At 46.9% G+C, this 21,980-nt stretch carries 14 protein-coding genes; 4 read left to right on the top strand and 10 right to left on the bottom strand.

Annotated elements, in window-relative coordinates:
• Nucleotides 1-30: 30 nt before the first annotated feature.
• A complete protein-coding gene (locus V202x_RS15965; protein WP_145176939.1) occupies nucleotides 31-1,896 on the top strand; it encodes a c-type cytochrome in 1,866 nt (621 codons plus the stop codon).
• On the top strand, nucleotides 1,893-2,582 hold the full coding sequence (locus tag V202x_RS15970; RefSeq protein WP_145176942.1) for a TlpA family protein disulfide reductase: 690 nt from the start codon (nucleotides 1,893-1,895) through the stop codon (nucleotides 2,580-2,582). The genes V202x_RS15965 and V202x_RS15970 overlap by 4 nt, the downstream gene beginning before the upstream one ends.
• 42 nt (nucleotides 2,583-2,624) lie before the next feature.
• On the opposite strand, the gene V202x_RS15975 is transcribed toward V202x_RS15970, so the two are convergent.
• The 4 genes from V202x_RS15975 to V202x_RS15990 all read right to left on the bottom strand — a co-directional run bounded on the left by V202x_RS15975 (nucleotide 2,625) and on the right by V202x_RS15990 (nucleotide 10,258).
• Nucleotides 2,625-4,250, bottom strand: coding sequence for a sodium:solute symporter (locus tag V202x_RS15975; RefSeq protein ID WP_145176945.1), 1,626 nt, complete (start codon nucleotides 4,248-4,250; stop codon nucleotides 2,625-2,627).
• 10 nt (nucleotides 4,251-4,260) lie between these two features.
• Nucleotides 4,261-5,382 carry an Ldh family oxidoreductase gene (locus V202x_RS15980; RefSeq protein ID WP_145176948.1) on the bottom strand — a complete coding sequence of 374 codons (1,122 nt, stop codon included), beginning with the start codon at nucleotides 5,380-5,382 and terminating at the stop codon, nucleotides 4,261-4,263.
• A gap of 76 nt (nucleotides 5,383-5,458) precedes the next feature.
• Nucleotides 5,459-6,874: a DUF1501 domain-containing protein gene (locus tag V202x_RS15985; RefSeq protein WP_145176951.1), complete on the bottom strand. Its 1,416-nt coding sequence runs from the start codon at nucleotides 6,872-6,874 to the stop codon at nucleotides 5,459-5,461.
• 51 nt (nucleotides 6,875-6,925) lie between these two features.
• Complete coding sequence (locus V202x_RS15990; protein WP_197992917.1) at nucleotides 6,926-10,258, bottom strand: DUF1553 domain-containing protein; 3,333 nt, start codon at nucleotides 10,256-10,258, stop codon at nucleotides 6,926-6,928.
• Between the two features lie 321 nt (nucleotides 10,259-10,579).
• On the opposite strand from V202x_RS15990, the gene V202x_RS15995 reads away from it, so the two are divergent.
• Nucleotides 10,580-11,071 (top strand): DinB family protein, encoded by a 492-nt coding sequence (locus V202x_RS15995; RefSeq protein ID WP_145176957.1) that lies wholly within the window; start codon nucleotides 10,580-10,582, stop codon nucleotides 11,069-11,071.
• A 21-nt stretch (nucleotides 11,072-11,092) separates the two neighbouring features.
• Here the strand turns inward: V202x_RS15995 and pheT are convergent, their stop codons facing one another.
• The 6 genes from pheT to V202x_RS27565 all read right to left on the bottom strand — a co-directional run bounded on the left by pheT (nucleotide 11,093) and on the right by V202x_RS27565 (nucleotide 20,263).
• Nucleotides 11,093-13,549: a phenylalanine--tRNA ligase subunit beta gene (gene pheT, locus V202x_RS16000; protein WP_145176960.1), complete on the bottom strand. Its 2,457-nt coding sequence runs from the start codon at nucleotides 13,547-13,549 to the stop codon at nucleotides 11,093-11,095.
• Nucleotides 13,550-13,603: 54 nt separating this feature from the next.
• The gene (gene pheS / locus V202x_RS16005) at nucleotides 13,604-14,587 is read right to left on the bottom strand and encodes a phenylalanine--tRNA ligase subunit alpha (protein ID WP_144987507.1); all 984 of its coding nucleotides are present in this window, start codon (nucleotides 14,585-14,587) and stop codon (nucleotides 13,604-13,606) included.
• Nucleotides 14,588-14,928: 341 nt separating this feature from the next.
• On the bottom strand, nucleotides 14,929-16,338 hold the full coding sequence (locus V202x_RS16010; RefSeq protein ID WP_145176963.1) for a DUF1501 domain-containing protein: 1,410 nt from the start codon (nucleotides 16,336-16,338) through the stop codon (nucleotides 14,929-14,931).
• Between the two features lie 22 nt (nucleotides 16,339-16,360).
• Complete coding sequence (locus V202x_RS16015) at nucleotides 16,361-19,342, bottom strand: DUF1553 domain-containing protein (protein WP_197992918.1); 2,982 nt, start codon at nucleotides 19,340-19,342, stop codon at nucleotides 16,361-16,363.
• A gap of 380 nt (nucleotides 19,343-19,722) precedes the next feature.
• The gene (locus tag V202x_RS16020) at nucleotides 19,723-20,139 is read right to left on the bottom strand and encodes a hypothetical protein (RefSeq protein ID WP_197992919.1); all 417 of its coding nucleotides are present in this window, start codon (nucleotides 20,137-20,139) and stop codon (nucleotides 19,723-19,725) included.
• Nucleotides 20,114-20,263 (bottom strand): hypothetical protein, encoded by a 150-nt coding sequence (locus tag V202x_RS27565; protein ID WP_197992920.1) that lies wholly within the window; start codon nucleotides 20,261-20,263, stop codon nucleotides 20,114-20,116. Before V202x_RS27565 ends, V202x_RS16020 begins: the two co-directional genes overlap by 26 nt.
• Before the next feature lie 172 nt (nucleotides 20,264-20,435).
• On the opposite strand from V202x_RS27565, the gene V202x_RS16025 reads away from it, so the two are divergent.
• On the top strand, nucleotides 20,436-21,749 hold the full coding sequence (locus tag V202x_RS16025; RefSeq protein ID WP_197992921.1) for a Gfo/Idh/MocA family protein: 1,314 nt from the start codon (nucleotides 20,436-20,438) through the stop codon (nucleotides 21,747-21,749).
• The last annotated feature ends 231 nt before the right edge of the window (nucleotides 21,750-21,980 follow it).

Here is a 21,980-nt window from a genome sequence, read left to right on the forward strand (position 1 = left end):
ACGAGTCTCACAATTGGCAAAGGGGTTTCAATGTCTCACCGCAGAAGGTCCGTTCGTTTTTTTTACCCTCTGACACTTGCATGCTTCATCAGTTTGTTGCTGAGCCCCCAGTTTGTCAGTGCCGGCAAATCCAATAGTTTGATGGACATCTCAACGGATGGGAAATTGCTGGCTTGTTCCAATCGAGATAGCGGCTCTGTCACCATCATCGATTTGGATACCAACAAAAAATTAACCGAAACCAAAGTAGGCAAGCATCCGGAGGGAGTCACGTTTCTCGGTAACACTCACACTCTGGCAACCGCCGTCTATGATGATGATTTAGTTGTGTTCCTTGATGGTGATACCGGTAAGAAAATCGGCCAGACGGAAGTATTTGACGAACCTTACGGCGTTGTCTCCACAAGTGATGGTACTAAAGTTTTTGTCACGCTCGATTATCCGGGTCGTATAGTCGAAATTGATACAAACTCTAAAAACGTCATTCGCGAATTTTCGAACGGCAAACACCTGCGAGGGATTGCGATTTCCAGCGATGATCAAAATCTCTTTACTACCGAGTACTATACAGCCCTGGTTCGCAACATTGATGTGAAAAGCGGCCGTACGATTGATGAGTGGCCTGGTGGAAGTACCGACAATCTCGCTCGACAAATCACCTTACACCCTCGTCGTCCCAAAGCGTATCTGCCACATATTCGTTCGCGGGTGACTGTCGCTCATGGTGCTGGTTCCATCTTCCCGATCGTTTCGATTGTCGATACGAAATCCGGTGAAGGAAAGCGAAGACGAAAAATCCCGATGGATTCTTTTAGAGGGGCCCGTGTCACTTCAAATCCATGGGACACAGCAATCACACCAGATGGCAAAACTTTTTTCGTCATCTTCGCTGGAACAGATGACATGTATATCTGTAATGTCATTGATGATGACTACCGCGAATTGACTTTTCGAGCATCACTCAACTTAGGACATAACCCGCGGGCAGTACGCGTCGCCCCCGATGGAAACACCGTTTATGTTTACAATGCGCTCGACTTTGAAGTAGTGGCATACGGCACACAATTCCCACGCCCTCGAGCAAGAATTAAGGTCTCCGAAAATCCTCTGGGAGAAGAGATCTTATTGGGCAAACGACTTTTTTATACCGCCTTACAACCAATGTCCAGCCGCCTCTGGATTTCCTGCGCAAGCTGTCACCCCGATGGACAACCTGATGGAAAAACCTGGCATAATCCAGAAGGGCTTAGAAATACACAATCACTTGCAGGAATGGCTTGGACGCACCCCATTCACTGGTCAGCGGATCGCGATGAAGTTCAGGATTTTGAGCATACAATCCGAGGACCACTGATGCAGGGAAAGGGGCTGGCCCAGGGAAAGATCAACCCTTCTTTGGAAGCACCTAACAAAGGGTTATCCCGCGCATTGGATGCGATGGCAGCTTACTCAAACACTCATGAATTCACCTTGAGCCCCTATGCGAAAAAAGGACTGACTCCCGCAGCCAAACGTGGACGTCGACTTTTCTTCTCAAAACAGACTCAATGTGCCACTTGTCATAGTGGACCGTTCCTGACAGATTCTGTTCCGACGGGAAGGATCGTTCGGCATGATGTGGGAACATCGGTGGATAACCCTGGAGAGAAGATGGGCCCCGCCTATGACACTCCAACTCTGCTGGGTCTTTATCGCACTGCTCCTTATTTACATCACGGAAAAGCCCAAAGCCTGGAAGAAGTGTTGACCATTTATAATCATGATGACAAACACGGAAAAACGAGCCAGCTCTCGAAACAGCAAATTGCGGACCTTGTTGAATTTTTAAAAGCACTCCCCTACGAAGATCCTGTTCCCAAAGCGAAAGCTGCGGGACTGGTTAAAATATCAAAATGAAAATCACCAGTAACCTCATCGACAAATACCCACCTGGAAAAGCAATGCTCATGTATGCGAAATCGATCTGCCTTTTATTATCTGTAGTTTTACTTAGCAGCTGTAATCAGGAAGTACCTTCCGAATCGAAGACTGTGAAAACAGAAACGACTTCCGAGCCAATGGTAGAACAACAGCAGGCCATACCCGGTGCTCAAACATTTGAGGAAGATGGGATCACAGCAGAAATTGCCAGTTGGGGTCAACTGCAAGAATTTATCGCGAAACAAAAAGGAAAAATTGTGGTCGTCGACCTCTGGTCTACCTGGTGTGAACCATGTCTTCGCGAGTTTCCACACCTGGTCGAATTACAAAAGAAATATCCCGAAAAAATCGTCTGTGTTTCTTTCAACATGAACTACGATGGAAGTAAGAACTCGCCTCCTGAATCAAATCGTGAAGAACTAATGGAATTCTTCACCGAACAAAAAGCGGATATCGTCAACATCATTTCCAGTACGCCTGACGAAGAACTTTATGAAAGTATCAATCTGGCGGCAATTCCCGCAGCTTATGTCTACAGTCCAGATGGTAAGCTAAAAAAACGTTTTGACAATGAAACATTAGCCTATGGTCAGGAAGGTTTTACATATAATAAACACATCGTTCCACTCATTGATGAAATGCTGCAGAAACCTCAAAAATAAAATCAGAGTGATTTTTTCAACGTACTCATAATCGACCAACACTTACGCAAACGTGATATAAATACAAGACATAATCAACGTCAGCAACAAAGCAATCAGGCGAGGATCGGTAACTCCAGAAAGCCTGCGGAATATAATTTCTTTCAGTGGATGTTTCCAACACATCATTTCGATTTGATCGTTTTCAGGTGGAGGAGTCATCAGACTGACGGCAACAAAAATCATCGAACAAATTACAAACAACCACCATGCCTGAAGCATGAACGGAATTCCTAAATCACCGGTGATCAAGCCAAAACCAAAGTCTAACGCAAACGTAAGCGCTCCCAAAACAGAGCCTGCAATCAATGTGACCAGTGACGCTTTAGCGGTTCCTCGTGGACAAAGGACTCCCCAGATAAACACCACAGTAATCGGCGGTGCCAGACAGGCAATCATGCTGTTAAGCCCTGAAAAGATGCTCTCGAATTTACTTCCCATTGTTGACCAACCAATTGCCAGAATCATAACGACAATCGCTGTGATTCGACCGGCAACAACCAGCTTGGCATCACTCGTGTCCGGTTTGAGCTTTTTCACAACATCGATACTGATTAATGTCGCCGTGCTATTTAATGCCCCGGCGATGGTACTCATCAGGGCTGCCAATAAACCGGCGGCAATGAGCCCTTTTAAACCAGAGGGAATCAACTGGTCAATTAAAACTGGTAGCGCCTTATTTGGATTCTCTCCAATTTGATCTTGAAACAGAACATAAGCAAGGACTCCGGGAAAAACCATAATCATCAAAGGCATAACTTTAATGAATCCTGCAAAGAGCGGTCCGATCTGAGCATCTCGCTCCGCTTGCGCCCCTAGAACTCGTTGCACGATTGTCTGGTCAGCACACCAGTACCAGATTCCCAGAACGGGATATCCTAAAACAAACGCATACCAGGAAAATCCACCACTCTCATGAATCATACTCATGTGCTTTTCGGGTAATGCTGCTTGAAGTTTTGAGAATGAATTAATCCCCTGCTCATGCAACGCGCCAGCTGCAAACCAGGTCACGGCAATTGAGCCTATAATGAGTAGTACGGTTTGAATCGACTCCGTAACCACAACCGCCTTGAGGCCTCCGACCACTGTATAAAGTGTCGTGATGGCAGAAATTACCAAAACCGAAGTAAAGACATCGATCCCAAAAAACTCATGCATGATGGTGGAACCAGCATAGAGAGTCATTCCGATATGAATAAACAGTGCTGCAACAACCCCCATGATTGCCAGCATAATCCGCGAACCAGGGCTATAGCGCTGCTCCAGGAAATCAGGAAGTGTCACGGCTCCACTGCGGTGGTAAATCGGAGCAAAGACGAGTCCTAACATAATCAATGTAAACGCTGCGAGACATTCAAAGTTTCCTACCACTAATCCAACACGATATCCATCGGCGGCCAAACCAATCAAATGGACGGTAGAAATATTGGTCGCAAATAAAGACAATCCAATTGTTGGCCATTTAAGAGAACGCCCTGCTAAAAAATAACTGTTGACGGTCTGCTTTTGTCGTCGACACACGTAAAGTCCCATCCCGGTAATCAGTATTAAATAACCAAGGATGATCGCAGAATCGAGTACAGAGATATTAAGTTGGGTAGCTGCCAGCAGGAATGGCCCATTCATAAATTTTCAATCAAATCAAAGATTCCGTGGCAGAAGTTTCCAACACAGGATCAACGTCCGTTTGTAGCTCAGAAACTTCAAGTGGAGACAGACCATATTTCGAAGCAAGCTGATTAAATTGTTTGACTAACTGCCAGCCAACGGGAATCCCCGTTTTCAATCGTTCTATTCTTGTTCTCAATTCGGGTTCGCCAGGATAGTAAACCTGACCTTCTTGTTTGAGTGGTTGTAAAGCCCCCCAACGTTGAATGATCTCTACAATTCTTTCCTGAAACGAATCTACTGAAGTGAAGTGACTGATATCAATTGCGCCAACCAGGCCTCCCAACATTCGTTTCTTTGAAAGGTCTCCATACATCTTCGGAATGTCTGGTCCAATTGGTGCACCTCCTAAAAGCGCACATAACACATCAATCAACAACCCCAGACCTGATCCTTTAAATCCACCAAAAGGAAATAAAGCAACCACTTCATTTGGATCAGTTGTCTCTTTTCCATTGGCATCCAAGGCCCAGTCACCGGGAATCGAAACTCCTTCAATCGCGGCATTCGCGATGGTATTCCAGGGGGTAATGCTTGTAGCCATATCCAGACAAAGTGACTTCCCATTTTTCCCGGGTGCAGTAATACAAAGTGGGTTCGTCCCACAAAATGGTTCTGCGGCTCCGTGTGGTGTCACCATTGGATCAACATGCGTAAAAGCAAAGCCGATCATCCCCTGCTCGGCAATTTTTAATCCGTAGTATGCAAGTGCTCCGCAATGGGATGAGTTACAAATCGAAACCCAGCCTGCACCGGAATCTCGGGCAAGGTCGATGGCGTGATCCGCTGCCTTTACCATCGCAAGCTGACCCAATCCATGATCACCATCAACACGCCCGACAGCAGTTCCCAGCTTTTCCCATTGCATCTCGGGACGGGGGTTAATGCTCTGTTGTCGGATTCGCTCCAGATAATGAGGTAGGCGTGCGATACCATGCGAATCAATTCCACGCAGGTTCGACTCTATCAGTGAATCTGAGACAAGTTCCGCTTCATCTTTTTTTAAATTGGCATGAGTCAGTAAGCGGAAGCATAATTCTTTCAACTCCTCGGCATTAAACAGAGTACTCTTCACTTGAATTTGTGGCAAAAGTCACCTCGTATAAAATATTTCTCGAGTAGGAAAGAAATGAGCATAGAATTGAATTTCGAATTCACCTTAAAATTCAGGCAAAGAGATCATACATCACTTCGCCATGAACGTCAGTTAAACGAAAATCTCTGCCTGCAAACTGATATGTCAGCTTTTTATGATCCAGTCCCAAAAGATGTAAGATCGTCGCGTGCAGATCATGAATGTGAACCTTGTTTTTGACTGCATAATATCCGTAGTCGTCAGTCGCCCCATACTGTAACCCGGCTTTCACACCACCACCGGCCATCCACATCGTATATCCTTGTGGATTATGGTCGCGTCCATCATCACCCTGACTCACCGGAGTTCTTCCAAACTCTCCTCCCCAAAGCACTAACGTGTCTTCCAGAAGACCACGCGATTTCAAATCTTTTAATAAAGCAGCAATCGGTTGGTCGACTTCCATCGCATTACGAGGAAGCGCCGTTTTCAGACCTGAGTGTTGATCCCATTTATAACTATGTGTGATTTGAACGAAACGTACTCCCCGCTCCGCAAAACGGCGTGCCATCAGACACTGACGTCCAAAATTCTTGGTGACATCATTGTCCAGACCATACATCTTTTGAGTCGTCTCAGATTCATCACTGATATCCTGCAACTCAGGTGCAGCGGTCTGCATGCGGTACGCAAGCTCAAACGAGTTGATCCTGCCTTCAAGTGCGTCATCAGGGCCGGATTTTGCTAATTGTTCCCGATTCATTTGCTGGAGATAATTCAATTCCTTACGTTGAATTGATAAGGGGATTCCACTCTTGTTACTGATAAAAGGAATCAGAGCCCGGTCAGCGGGAATACTCGCATTCCCAATGGGAGTTCCCTGATAGTCGGCCGGTAAAAATGAGGAACTATAGGCATTCACTCCGCCATGTGTCAGAGTCGGACAGACTGTAATGAAACCAGGTAAGTCCTGATTCTCCGATCCTAATCCGTAAGTGATCCAGGATCCCATACTGGGACGAACAAATGTGTCACTCCCCGTATGTAATTGTAACAGCGCTCCACCATGACGAGAGTTGGATCCATACATCGAATTGATGATACACAGATCATCCACACAGCCCGCAACATGCGGAAAGACTTCACTGACCCAGGCACCACTTTCACCATGTTGCTTGAACTTCCAGGGCGACCCCAACAAATTACCTGTTGTCGCCGAAAAAACACGTGGCTTATCAAAGGGAAGCGGTTTTCCACTATCTTTCTGTAACTGAGGTTTATAATCAAAGGTATCCATATGCGAAGGACCACCGTGCATAAACAGAAAGATGACACGTTTTGCCTTAGGCGTGAAATGGGGTTTTTGAACTAATTTTTGTTGTGCTGCTTGACTGTCACTTCCCAGCAATGCAGCCAAAGCGAGACTCCCAAACCCGGCAGAGCTTTTTTGGAGCATCTCCCGCCGCGACATCAATGTATGCCCGAAATAATTAGTCCCACTATTCATGTGATATCCCATTCAAAACCGACTATTAAAAGTCTTCTATTAATCTGATAACTAATTGACAAATAGAAATTCATTGCTGGCAATCAGAATCCGGCACAAGCTCTGCCAGGTCCGTTGTTCTTTTTCTTCTTCCGACATCTTCAATGATTGCAAGTCCTGCTTGTATTGACTGATATAATTTAACGCCTGATTGATTTCCTTCGCTGTGGCCGGGCGACTGAATGTCCGCTCATAGATTCGATTAATTTTGGCAGAATCATCCAACTGCGTTTCATGAATAATTTCATCTGCAAAATCTTTCGTATGCTGCATCATAAAATCGCTATTCATCATAAATAACGCTTGAGGTGCCACAGTCGTATGCGTGCGATCTCCCGAAAGAACGCTCGGATCGGCAAAGTCAAATGCCTGCAATACTTCATATAAGGCACTTCGTACGATCGGTAAATAAACAGAGCGACGATTCGTATCATAGACCACAGGGTCAACATTAGCAGTGCTCGTCACGTACTTCCGATTTTCGACATTCAACAACGAACCACCCATTTCATTATCGAGTTTTCCACAAACGGCGAGAATTGAATCTCGAATCGCTTCCGCTTCCAAACGTCTACGATTCATACGCCAGAGCAATCGGTTTTCAGGGTCGATTTCTGCTAATTGAGGATGATAAGCCGTACTCATCTGGTAAGTGGAAGAGAGCATAATTAAACGATGCATTGATTTGATGGACCACTTATTTGCAACAAATTGTACTGCCAACCAATCCAATAATTCTGGATGCGTGGGACGTTCACCAAGTTTTCCAAAATTGTCGGGCGTTCTGACAAGCCCCTTTCCAAAATGCCAGCGCCAAATACGATTAGCCATTACTCGAGCCGTTAAAGGATGCTTGCCGCTGGTTAACCATTGAGCGAGTTTGAGCCGTCCGCTTTGTTGGTCATCGAGGGGAATCTGATCTTCTCCTTCGATAATTCGCAAAAACTGCCGCGGCACTTCTTTGCCGAGCGTAAAGTGGCTTCCTCGCAGATGTACCTTAATGTTTTCCGGTTTTTGTTCGGATACAGCCATTGCCGTCGGATATTTGGGTAACGCTTTTTCCAAACCTTGCTTTGCTTCTCTTTTTTCTGCTAAGACGGTTTTGATTTCTGCAGCAAAATAATTTTCGTGATCCGCGGGTAGAGCAAAAGGTCCATTGGAATCATAGAGCACTTTGCGAATCGCTTCTCGCTCGACATCGGTTAAAGATGTCGTTCCTTTTTCCGCTTTACTTTTTTGCAGTGTCTGCCATTCTTTTTCAACGTCGGAGAACAACTCTCCATAAATCTGAGCTGCTTTTGTTAAGCGTTGTTTCTCAGGTAGATCATTAAGTATTTCAAATCGTTGATAATTAGTGCTCAGATTTTCTGGAGTCTTTCCGGTCCGAACGACTTCGTTCCAGACAAAAAAGGGAGACGATTTGCCCGCTGAATCTTTCGTCAGATAATCGGCCCATTGCATCGTAACGCTGTCAATGAGTTTTACTTGAGGCGGAGCCACCTCAGCAATCAGACTCTTGTTTTCATCTGGGACTTTGCGAGGTTGAGAGATCAGGATTTTATCGATATGTGGAAAGGGGGTTTTACTCTCAAGATGAACTTTGTTCTTCCCTTGCTCAAATTGAAAAATGCCTTCCATTTTCCATTGTTGGGACTTCGGCAACCAACTCCCCGTCACTTCGCCGGCTGCATTATTTTTGACCAATTTGTCGTTGATAGACAACTGAAGCGGACGAGCTGATTGTGCGGCATAACGGATTTCAAACTGATACAGGCCGCTATCAGGGACTTCAATTTCATACTCGGCAATATTGGGTAAAGGTCCGTTATTATAAATGACACCAATTCCCTCACCATATCCGGTAAAGGATTTCTTCACGTTACCCGTCTGATAATCTTCTGCTTCAACAATGATCGCAGAATGGGACGCATAAGCTTCTGGATCATCACCAATCGGTTTTGTGGTTTTCAATAATTGATCGGCATGTTTTTTGATTTCTCCAGCCAATAAGTAATCGGAAACTCGTTCACGTGCTGAATTCAGTAGCTCGTCATCTGCTTTTTTCACAACAGATTGAATCTGAGAATCCAAGTCAGCGATTTGTTTTTGCTTCTGCTTTAGAACATTAATCTCACTGGGACTGGCCAGAATTCGTTCCTGCCAGCGTGCAACAACCTGGAAGTTTTCCATGGTCTTTGTGCTTTTGAAGATTCCCGCCAGAGAGTAATAATCTTCAATCGGAATAGGATCAAATTTATGTGAATGACAGCGCGCACACCCCATGGTAAGCCCCATAAAAGCACGGCCCACGGTATCCAGTTGCTCATCCACAATATCCATTTGCATTTTGGTTTCATCGTCTTCGGCCAGCATTTTGGCACCGATGGAAAGAAATCCTGTCGCCGTGATCTTCTCAAGCCGACTTTCATCAGTGGTCTGATCAGCCAGGATATCACCCGCCAACTGTTCCTGCAGGAACTGGTCGAAGGGTTTATCCTTATTAAATGCAGCAATCACATAATCGCGATATCGAAATGCATTGGCATACGCCAGATTTTCATCGAGACCATTCGAATCGGCATACCGGGCCACATCAAGCCAATGACGACCCCAGCGTTCGCCGTATCGCGGAGATGCGAGTAAGCGATCAATGACTTTTGCAAATGCATCCGGGGAATCGTCTTTGAGAAACTGCTCCACTTCTTCACGCGTTGGTGGCAAACCAATCAAATCAAATGTGGCGCGTCGAATCAGAGTTTGTTTATCCGCCGGTTTAGCAGGAGAAGCTTTCTCCTGTTCTAATCGCGATAATACAAAGAAATCGATGGGACTTTTGGCCCATCCCCTGTTTTTTACTTTGGGAATTTCTGGTCGCTTTGGTGACTGAAATGACCAGAATTCTTTCTCTTTCTGACTAAAAAGTGGGCCATCAGATTGGTTCGTTTGCGTATGAACTATCGGTTTTGAGTTAGGCCAAACCGCCCCCATCCGAACCCATTCGGTCAAGTCACGAATTTCTTTTTGCGAGAGCTTTTCTTTCGGCGGCATATGCACCTGGCCGCTATGGTTCACCGCACTAATCAAAAAGCTCTCTTTAGGCTTTCCGATGACGATTGCAGGACCACGATCTCCCCCCTTCAGTAAACCAGACAGGGAATCAACACGCAAACCGCTCTCAACAGAATCCTCACTGTGGCAGTCGTAACACCGATTAATGAATAACGGTCGGATATGCTTTTCGAAAAACGCCTCTTGTTTGAGATCGGTACCCTCAGCTCCAGGCAAAGCCATGGGTGCGAATACCACAGTAAAGAATCCAAAGGCTACTGAAAGCATGCGATTCATTGCAGAAGATCCAAACATCTATTTATTTTAATCTGAATTACCTGAGCATATCCATTATCTTAAGGACTGGAAAGCCCTTAGACTTGCCCAAAACAACCTCCATTCAACGATTATATATTATATATAATATGAACTACTAGGTAAAATCAACTCTAGATGAGAGAATCTGGCTCACTTTTTACATAATAAATCAGAGTACTCACAGGACATCAAAATAAGCTCCAAACAATGTGATCATTTCATCAGATTCCTCATGAGATCGGTTTAGTCAAATTGAACGTTCTTGAAAGAGGAATTTGTTTCGCTTTACGGAACCAGATTATGCATCACCCACAAATTCAAATGTTACTAGATATCACCGGCCAGGCCTTTAGCAAAAAATCATGGCATGGTGCTAATCTGCGCGGGTCAATTCGTGGGCTCTCCCTCTCCCAGGTCCAATGGCGCCCGCAACCAGAGCGACATACAATCTGGGAACACGTTTTACATGCCGCTTATTGGAAATACACAGTTCGCCGTAGACTGTTAAACGAAAAGAAAGGCTCGTTTCCTCGGAAAGGGTCAGACTGGTTCACGCCAGAAGATCTCTCTGAAAAGGGCTGGAAACAAGATGTCGCCCTGCTGGTCGAAATTCACGTGTCTCTCCAAAAAGCAATCGAAGCGCTTCCCGTCAAAAAACTGAATCAGTTTGTCGCCGGCAGCAAGAGCACCACTTTTTTTGAGCTTATCTCAGGCATCGCCGCGCATGATGTCTACCATACGGGACAAATACAACTACTCAAAAAACTGTATCATTCAGATCAATCTAACTAACTGAAGAAACAGCTTTCTCAGTTATCGTTGAACGGCTCCATGCTCCGAATGGAGTTGCTTAACAACATAGTCCATCAGTTGCTGTGCCTCGCCGGATGTTAGAGAATATGTGTCATCGCGGAACAGCATGCGAATCGTCAAGCTCATCGCGCCGTCCCCTACACTTTCACCGACAAAGGTATCAATACAGATAACCCTCTCAAGCTTCGGCTGCAAATCAACGGCTGATTCCATTTCTTTTCGCGGCTCAACTTCCAGACTCTCTACAGCAGATGCAAACGCGTTTTCAAGCGATTTTTCAATTTCAGCATATCGTAAATCAATGGGAACCACGATCGAAATATCGCGGGCAATCACCTGAGTCCGTGCTAAACCGGCAAACATTTTGGCTGGCGATTTAATTCGGTTGAGTGCGGATATATCTAATTCGAATCCATAAAGTGGAACGCGCGCACGATCTTTCATGCCTAAGACATTTAAGTCGATTCGTCCCAGTGCACCAATTCGCTGATCACCGTGCTTCAGCGCTGCGAATTCTTCACCACGGTATCCGTGAGCAGGCTCATCACCCTCAAATGTGATTTCATCCACACTCATCTGAGCAAGCAGGTTTTGAACAAGCCCTTTTGCTCGTAGGAAATCGATTTCTTTTTCAGAAGCGATCCAGGCAGAATCATTCACAACTCCGCCCAATACTCCACCAATCATCCAACGTTCATCGATGTCATCCTGGTTCTGCCGAAATGTGCGGTCGATTTCGAAGAAACGGAAATTGCTGGCACCGCGACGTGCGTTCCGTTCCACAACTTCAACCAGACTTCCCACCAGACTTTGTCGCAGTGAAGTCATCTCCTTGGAAATCGGATTCTGAACCTGAATCCGTTCGCCCTGCCATTGACTGAATGATAAAGCGAGTTTCTCCGTTGTAAGGGGAGGCGTACGACATTCCAGAAAACCATTGCTGTTGAGAAAAGTCGCAATACTTGTTCTGAGATTATCCGTCTCAGAAATCCGGCCTTTGGTTGTTGTCGCGATCATCGGCTTCATATCAATGCTGTCATATCGCAACATGCGAGCAACATCTTCAGCTAAAACGACCTCGTTATTGACATCAACACGCCAGGTTGGAACAGAAATCGTAAGATCACTATCATGCGTCATCTCCAGCTTGGAAAGACACTCCTTGATCTGATCATCGCTGATCTCCGCCCCCAATATCTTGGAAAGTCGCCCGGAATCCAAAGTGAATTTCGTCTGTTCTCGCTCAGTGGGATAACAGTCGGTTACGTTCGAAGCAGGTTTTGCATTGGAAAGCTCCGAATCCTGCAACAACTGCGCGGCTCGGTTGAAGGCCCCACTCAACATGCCATTCGGGTCTGTTCCCCGTTCGAACCGGTAGGAAGAATCGGTACTGATGCGGAGCTTCCGGGAGGACGTTCGAATACAAACCGGATCAAAACAGGCTGCTTCCAGCAAAATTCGTTTCGATTCGGTCGTCGTCTGGGAATCCCAGCCACCCATAATCCCCGCTAGCGCAATGGGCTTCTCCGCATCAGCAATGACCAGCGGTTGATGCGTGCCGTCCACTTCGGCTTCATCCAGCAGCTTCAGTTTCTCTGTTTTCCGAATTCGACGGACTTCAATCCGATTCCCCTTTAATGAATCAAAGTCGAACGCATGTAAAGGCTGTCCCCATTCGAGCATTACAAAATTCGTGATATCCACGACATTATTAATCGGACGCAAACCCGCCGTCTGGAGACGGCTCTGCATCCAGTGTGGTGAAGTGCGGATCTGAACGTTATCAAACACCTGACAGGTATACCGGGAACAAAGCGTTTCATCTGCGATTTCGACAGCGACGGACTCTGTCTGATTCTCAGCAGGGCTAATGACACGCTCGCTGGGATACTTCAGTTTCATATCGAGCACTGCTGCCACTTCACGGGCAATACCAATCATTCCCAGACAGTCCGGTCGATTCGGCAAGACGGCCACTTCGACCAATGATTCCTGAAACGGTGAGACGGCTGGCAGACTCTCACCGAGAGTCGCTTCATCTTGAAAGACCTGTAAGCCATCTGATTTTGCAATCATTCCCAATTCACCATCCAGGCAGATCATCCCTTCAGAGCGAACGCCTTTGAACTTCCCTTCTGAGATCAAAGCACCAGTAGGCAGCTTGGTGCCGGCAACCGCAACAGGGACTCCCCAGCCAACTTCGACGGGATGCGCGGTAGCACACACGATGGTAATCAGTTTGCCTTTTTCGATTTCAACCTGACATTCAAAGTAATTGCCTGCTTCGTCTAATGGCTGTTTTTCCCGAATAAAACCAATCCGAATTGGTTCCAGTGCATGCGAGAGGTCATGTTCTTCTTCGATTTCCAAACCAACCGTCATGAATGCATCAAGCAGTTCGCTCTCTTTGCAATCTTCAGTCAGATAATCGCGCAACCAACCAGTATTTATTTGCATCTTACTCTCTTCTCTGCCAGAAAAATTGTGTCAGTTTTTACAAGGAAATGGAGTTTAAAACTGACGCAAAAACGCTTCTTCATTTTCATACATCAACCGGATATCACTAATTCCGTGTCGAATCATCGCCATGCGATCCAGTCCTAATCCAAAGGCAAAACCCTGCCACTTTTCAGAGTCCACACCGCCGGCTTGCAGCACTTCGGGTCGAATCATGCCCGCTCCCAAAATTTCGAGCCATTTACCGTTAAACATCACGTCCACTTCCGCACTGGGTGTTGTGAACGGGAAGTAACTGGGACGGAAACGGAGTTGGACATCTTCGCCGAACAAAGCGCTGGCTAATTGATACAACACCCATTTCAAATCTGCAAAACTGATATTCTCATCGATGGCGATCACATCGAGTTGATGGAAAATAGGAAAATGAGAGGCGTCAATTTCATCACGCCGATAACAACGTCCGGATGTCATCGCCCGCAAGGGAGGCGGACCGAATTCCTTCATCGCCCGTGTTTGAAACGCTGACGTATGCGTCCGTAACACGTTCCCTTTTGTAGTATAAAACGAATCGTGCATATCACGCGCCGGGTGCCAGTCGGGTGTGTTCAACGCGTCGAAATTATAAAATTCCGTTTCGACTTCAGGATAATCATCGTAACGAAAACCCAAGCCGATCAGAATGGACTTTACCTCTTCCATCGTCGTTGCCAGTGGATGACGATGCCCTGGCAAGGCACGTACGCCGGGAAGTGTTACATCAATGGCTTCAATGTCAGGCCCTGAGTTTTCACTCTCTTCCAGTTGTGATTTTTTCTCAGCCAATGCGGTCTGAATACTCTGTTTAATGCCGTTGAGAACTTTTCCAAACTCGCGTTTTTCCTCAGGCGACAACGACTTCAACTGTGCTTGCAGGGATTTCAGTTTCCCCTTCTTACCCAGATATTGGACGCGCACTTCATCCAATTCTGCAAGAGATTGTGCTCCCGCAATGCCTGCCATTGCTTCTTCAACCAGCGCGTCATTGTTGTCCGACATTTTGATTCTTCAGATTCTGGAATTTCTGTGTGATAGTATTTTGGTACTTTAAAGACCACTAACTCGCTCATATCTCATGAATTCACAACGAGTTGCGCACAAAAAAAGCACTGAGACGAGGATTGTAACTATTCCGTCAAAATTCTGCAACCACCCTTAAATTCAAGGGATTTATGATTCATCGAAAGACTCAGCTGTGACTGTGCTTAGCAACAACAACCAGTTCACATCGATCAGTAGCATCGCCATAGATTAAGACAAAAAAGAGTGGGCCGGGTTCCCCTTTATAATGCCATGTCCCTTACCCTATGGATCGGATTTTAGGGACCTGCATGGGTGGATCAACTGGAGATAATATCAGTCACCACTTCACCATAGACATCAGTCAGACGGAAATCGCGACCCGCATAGCGATAGGTCAGTTTCTTATGATCCATACCCATCAGATGCAGTAGCGTGGCATGCAAATCATGAATATGTACTTTATCGCGTGCGGCATAGTAACCGTATTCATCGGTGGCGCCATGCACGTGGCCACGTTTCACCCCCGCTCCCGCTAACCACATGCTATAGCCTTGTGGGTTATGATCGCGACCATTTTTCCCTTGTGCGATTGGCGTGCGTCCGAATTCGCCACCCCACACCACAAGCGTGTCTTCCAATAGACCCCGCTGTTTCAAATCGGTTAACAGACCGGCAATCGGTTTATCCACCATCTGAGAATTGCGTTCGTGGCCCGCTTTCAATCCGCTGTGTTGATCCCATTTGTTGTTCCCCAACGCCACTTCAATATAGCGCACACCCGCTTCTGCAAAGCGGCGAGCCATCAGACATTGACGACCAAAGTTTTCTGTGGACTTCTCATGGATGCCATACAACTCGTGAGTCTCTTTTGTTTCAGAAGATAAATCCATCAAAGTCGGAACATTTGATTGCATCTTGAAAGCCAACTCATAGGAATTGATCACCCCTTCGATCTCATTGTCAACTTGCACTTTTTCCAGGTGTCTCCTGTTGATCGCTCGCAATAAACCAAGCTGTTTTCGTTGTTGTTCTTCTGAAGCAGAGTGATTGGTGAGAAAGCGAATCCGCGCCTCTTTCGCAGCCGTATCAGCATCACCAATTGCCGTTCCCTGATAGGCGGCTGGCAAAAACGCACTCCCATAATTCCGAACCCCACCATGCCCCCGCGAAGGGCAAATCGAAATGAAGCCGGGCAAATTATTATTTTCCGTCCCCAGACCATACACCATCCAGGAACCAACCGAAGGACGCACGAGACTGTCCGAACCAGTATGCAGTTTCATCACTGCCTGCCCGTGCGATTGGCCATTGGTATGCATGGAATTGATCACACACAAATCATCGGCATGACCGGCGACATTTTCAAACAGTTCAGATATCCAAAGTCCACTTTCCCCGCGCTGTTTGAATTTCCAGGGAGACTTCATCAATCGTAAATTTTCCTGTGATGATTTCTCGATGTTCTTGGCCGCTTTGAACGGCAGTCGTTTGCCATCTTCTTTGTTCAAACGAGGTTTGTAATCGAATGTATCCACATGGCTGGGACCGCCATGCATAAACAGAAAGATCACACGTTTGGCGCGTGGCTCAAAGTGAGGTTTCTTCTCCAGCAAAGGAGACCGTGATTTCATCGCCGCTTCAGAACTGAGACCCGCCAGCGCGAGATAACCAAAGCCACAAGCGGATGACTTCAACATTTGCCGACGGGAAGGTTGGAACGGTTCCATAACAAATCAATCTGATTAAAAATTAATTGAGAAAACGAAATTCAGTGGAGGCGAAAAGAATCTGACAATAAGAGGCCCAGGCTTGTAATCGAGCCGCCGATGGATCGGAATTCGAATTCGCCAGAGATTCAATATACTGGAGCGCTTCAGTCTGCTCTGCTGCTTCTGCTTCGCGTCCCAGACAAGTCAAATATAACTGAGATATTCTTTCCTGATCATTTTGTTTTGCATCTTCTAATAAGCGCTGTGCAGTGGCCTGCGCCTGCTCAACCACAAACGGGCTATTCATCATAAACAGCGCCTGGGCGGGAACCGTTGTCACCGGTCGATTTCCAACCAGCATTTCTGGTGCAGGAAAATCAAAGACCGCGAGAGCCGCTGGTACATTTCCCCGCACAATGGGTAAATAGACACTGCGACGATACTGATGAGGATTCTCTTTCACTTTTTGATTCTTGTTGGGATTTACCGCCTGCTCGGGGTAATGGTCGACTGAAGAACCGCCCTGCTTCAAATCAATTTTTCCGGAAATCGATAACACAGCATCCCGAATACTTTCCGCTGACAACCGCCTGCGATTCATCCGCCAGAGGGTATGATTTCCCGGATCTTGCTCATATTGAGCCGCACTGAATTCCGAACTCAGACGGTATGTCTTACTCAACATAATCTGACTAATGAGAGTTTTGATCGACCAACCTTCTTTAACAAAGCGAATCGCCAGATAGTCTAACAGTTCAGGATGCGTGGGCTGCTCTCCCAGGTGACCAAAGTTATCGACACTACGTACCAGGCCATTTCCAAACAAGTGTTTCCAGACCCGATTCACAATCACGCGGCTCGCCAGTGGATTCTCGGGACGGCTCAACCAGTTGGCCAATTCGAGACGTCCACTCTGACGCGGACTCACGGGACGCGATTTCACAACAGAAGCAATCGTCAAAAACCCGCGATCGACTTTGTCACCCAGTTGATGAATATTTCCCCGCCGCGCGATACGATAATCTCCTGGTTCAGGCTGCTCACCTACAGCAAGCGCCACCGGTGCCGGAGGTGGTGCCTGCTCTTTCAACTCGGCGATCTGCGACTTTAATTTTTTCACGGCAACTTGCAGACTTTTGATCTTCTTCTGCCTGGTGGTATCCTCAGGCTTCCGTGCTTCGATTGCTCCGGCCAGAGCAGCCTCTTGTTTTGGCAATTCAAATTGCGGAAGAAACTGAACCGCATCCACAATCACATAACCTGAAGTACCTTTATTCGAGATGACAACTGAACTGTTTTTACCGGCTTCAAATTCAAAGCGGCCCAGTGAGACGAACATACTATCAATGGGAGCTGGTTTTGATTGATTGACATAAACCGTCTTCGCACCTTGATGCGAATGAATCGTCACCGGCACACGATTGGCACGCCCGTTACTGCCTGCAAAGGCAAAACGAACTTCATACTTTCCGGCTGCGGGCAGATCGGGGACAAAACGAACTGATTTCTCCCCTTTACTCTGATTAAGATCATGTATGTAACCGGTCCCTAAATAATTTTTAGAGTAAATCGATTCTTTCCATTCACCTGTTTTCACCGCGTGCACGTCATCAACGACAATCCCAGGCAGTGACTTTAAGTGCTCCTGCTGATCTTTTTTGTTCTGAAGCGATTTGAGTTCTTTCGAACTCGCTTTCAGTTTCTTTTCCAATGACTTCAACTGCGATTGATACTTTTCCAGTGCCGCCGCATGCTCCGGTTTAATTGGCAAAGGACGTGTCATCCATCCGGAAACAAACTGGTTATTCAGTCGATTCCCCTTCACCGTTTCCGTACTGCGGAAGATGCCTGCCAACGCGTAATAGTCGGTCATGGGAATCGGATCGAACTTATGGTCGTGACAGCGGGCACATCCCAGTGTCATGCCCATAAAAGCACGGCCGGTCACGTCGATCTGCTCATCAACGACATCCATACGTAATTTCTCTTTATCCCGCTCACTGAGCATTTTGGCTCCCATCGCCAGAAATCCGGTGGCGATGATATTGCGAGACAACTCGGCATCATTCTCATAAGGCAGGAGATCACCGGCAATCTGCTCTCGGATAAATTGATCGTATGGTTTGTCTTCATTGAACGCCTTGATAACATAATCGCGATACCGCCACGCATTATAAAACGTCAGGTTAATATCGAGGCCATTCGAATCGGCATAGCGGGCAAGATCGAGCCAGTGCCGTCCCCAGGTCTCACCAAACTGTGGCGTATTCAGCAATCGGTCAATCAGATGTTCATAAGCCTGTGGCGATTTGTCATTCAGAAATTCTTGAATTTCTTCCGGTGACGGAGGGAGACCAGTCAAATCAAAATAGACGCGACGAATCAATGTGCGTTTGTCGGCATCTGACACGGGTTTCAGCTTAGACTGTTCCAGCTTCGCAAGAATAAAGCGGTCAATGGGATTCGCAGACCATGTTTTATCTTTGACGTCCGGAACCTTGGGATTTTTTAGAGGTCGAAACGACCAGAACTCGCGTTCTTTATCAAAGTCGATCGCCAGTTGCTTTTTCGTTTTGGGACGGGTTGTTGCTTTTCCCTTACGTGGATCGGGCGCACCCATTTGAATCCACTTTTTAAAATCGTTAATGACTTGTACCGGCAGCTTCTCATCCGGCGGCATCGCATAAAAATCAGGATCATGCTCGATTGCCTGCAGAATTAAACTCTGCTTGAGATTTCCGGGTACGACTGCTTTGCCGGAGTCGCCCCCCTGCAACATTCCTTCTCGTGTGTCGACCACAAAGGACGCACTTTCGACATCGGGTTCTCCGGAATGGCATTCATAACAATGTTCTACCAAAACGGGACGAATTTTCTTCTCAAAGAATTCTATGCCCGCTTGCTGATTCTGAGCAACTGCTTTTTGAGTCGGAGCTTGTGCGCTCACCGTCTGCGCGTTGAAGAGATTCAAAGCAGAGACGAATACAATCAGGAATGAAAAATAGAGGTAAGACCGCAACACAGTTCTCCTTCTCGAAACCGTGAATGATGAACACAATCAATACGTTAACGGAAATCAAACTCTTAAGGATGGATGAGGTTCAGGCCGGGAGGAAGTTTGTTTGATCAATCGGATCGGGCCTGAATTTCAATCATCGGTCATTGTAATCCAAAAATGGTTGAATATGAACTAAATAAAGTCATTTTTTACCTTTTTAAGACAGTTCTGACTTAGAATTTACCAAACTAGTGTCAAACCGAACCCATTAGATACGAACAAACAGAATGCCCGCAATAATCGGCCCCAACAAACTAAAAGAAAACCCCCTCTTCTATTTCCTTAATGAACTAAAATTAATCCCTTCCCCCATTTCCGTTAGATTTCAACACCTGTATTTAAAATCAATAAGTCGTCTTGATATTTTCACGGCTCCAAAACCTCTCGTTTTCCAAGAGACAAACCACACCTTGACACAGCCGTGCCTCTCGCGAAACTCCGTTTCTGCGTCGCGCGCGCGAGGCAACGTTTTTTCGGATAGTAATGACTTTCGCAGCTGCGAATACTTTCACCATAAAACCCGCTAGGCATTCGAAATTTTGCAAAGACCTTCTCAAGTTCAGTTCTCGATGCTCACTACCATTTTGATCCCAAATGGTCCGTTCTTTACCAAAACCATGACCTGCGCGAACGCGCAAATACCATAACCGAGACATTAAGGCGCATAAACTTCGCTTGACCGCCTCATGCAGTTCACCAAAATGTGACGTCGTTGAAAAGAAGCTCATCAAACAATCAATCAGGACAAACCAGACCAGCAATGTAATTCTCCTGCTGAAACAGACCCACTAAAATGACAGACAGAGCATGTAGTAGGCTTTTATTTTCTGCGTACAACGCCCAGCTCAGATTCCATTCGGATTCATTCATTGTAGTTGATCGCATTCCAGCGCCTGAGATGAAAATCCGGCAGTAGTGCAAACCGAGGCTGATTCTTGAAATGAGTAAGATTTATTTTGCACTGTCGAATCTGGTTCTTATAATGAACAACACGCAGAACACACACCTTCACTTAAACTTTCCTCCTGAACCGTTTAGCCCACCTGGAGAGAATCTCATGGATCGCAGAAAGTTTCTACAAAATTCCGCCGCGGGAATCACTGCCACAATCGCTCTGGATGAAGTCGCGAAGGCCTCCGCCAGCGAACGTATTCGCGTTGGTATGATCGGGGCTGCGGGCCGTGCGTCTGCGCTCAATAAATACTTTGCCGCGAATCAGAACGCGGAAATTGTCTCAATCGCCGAGATTGATTCAGCCCGTCTGGGAAATACCGTCGAAACGGTCACCAAGTTACAGGGCAAACAACCCCAGGTCTTTCAGGACTTTCGTCACCTGATCGACGACAACAGCATTGATGCCATCGTGGTGGGAACCCCCGACCATTGGCACGCCATTCCGACCATCCTCGCCTGTCAGGCCGGGAAAGACGTCTATGTCGAAAAACCGGACGGCCACAATATTGTGGAAGGCCAACGCATGGTGGCTGCGCTGAAAAAGCACAAACGCATTGTGCAGATGGGCTCCCAGCATCGTTCCACAGAACGCTTAAAATCCGCCCTCGAATATATCCGCAGCGGTGCACTCGGATGTTGCCTCGTCGCGAAAGCCTGGGAAAGCACGCGTCAGGGAAATATCGGAAACCCACCCGACAGCACTCCCCCCAAAACTGTTGACTACGACATGTGGCTCGGTTCCGCCCCCAAACGGCCGTTCAACCGAAATCGATTTCATGGCCGCTGGCGCTGGTTCCACGATTACGGCACCGGAGACTTGGGCAATGATGGCGTGCATCGACTCGACATGGCGTTCGCCGCCCTCAATGCCGCCTGTGAAGCACAGGGAGACGAAGCGGTCTCACTCCCCACAAAAATTTCAGCGACCGGCGGAAAATGGTATTTCGACGATATGCAGGAATGGCCCGACACCTTGCAGGTCACCTATGAATACACGAGCAAGACACCGAAAATCCTGACCTATGAAATGCGGATCTGGGCTCCCTATCATTACCACGGCGAATCCGAAGGTGCTGTGATCTACGGCGACAAAGCCCACATGACCATCGGCAACAGCCGTTGGCGCGTCTACGGAAACCGCGGTAAGTTAATCAAGGAAGTCAAAGGGGGCAGCGACGCCGCAGCTCACGTAGCAAACTTCCTGGACTGCATCAAAACCCGAAACAAACCGGTCTGTGACCTGGAAAGCGTGGGACACCCCGCTTCCGTCCTCTGCCACGCCGGCAACATCGCCGCCCGCGTTGGTCGAACGCTTGTTCTCGACCCTAAAACAGAAACATTCGTGAATGACAACGAAGCCAACCAACTCCGCGGCCGCAAAGAATGGCGCAAGCCCTGGGAATTGCCTGAAGTCTGAATTCCTTATGAAATGCTTATGGAATCAAGGTCTCGCTTCTACTGGACCTGACGACTTTATCTATCTACCTTTGTTTCGTGGCAATTCATTACGGAACCAAACATTGCCCAACGATAAAAACAAAATGTAGGGGCGAACCCATGTGTTCGCCCGCCGCTATCCCACTTTCGCGCATTTCAAAACGAAACATAACCGCATCGATGATAAGATCTCAAATCACAACGATACCTC

This window comes from Gimesia aquarii, from assembly GCF_007748175.1.
In the GTDB taxonomy this organism is placed as follows: Bacteria; Planctomycetota; Planctomycetia; order Planctomycetales; family Planctomycetaceae; genus Gimesia; species Gimesia aquarii_A.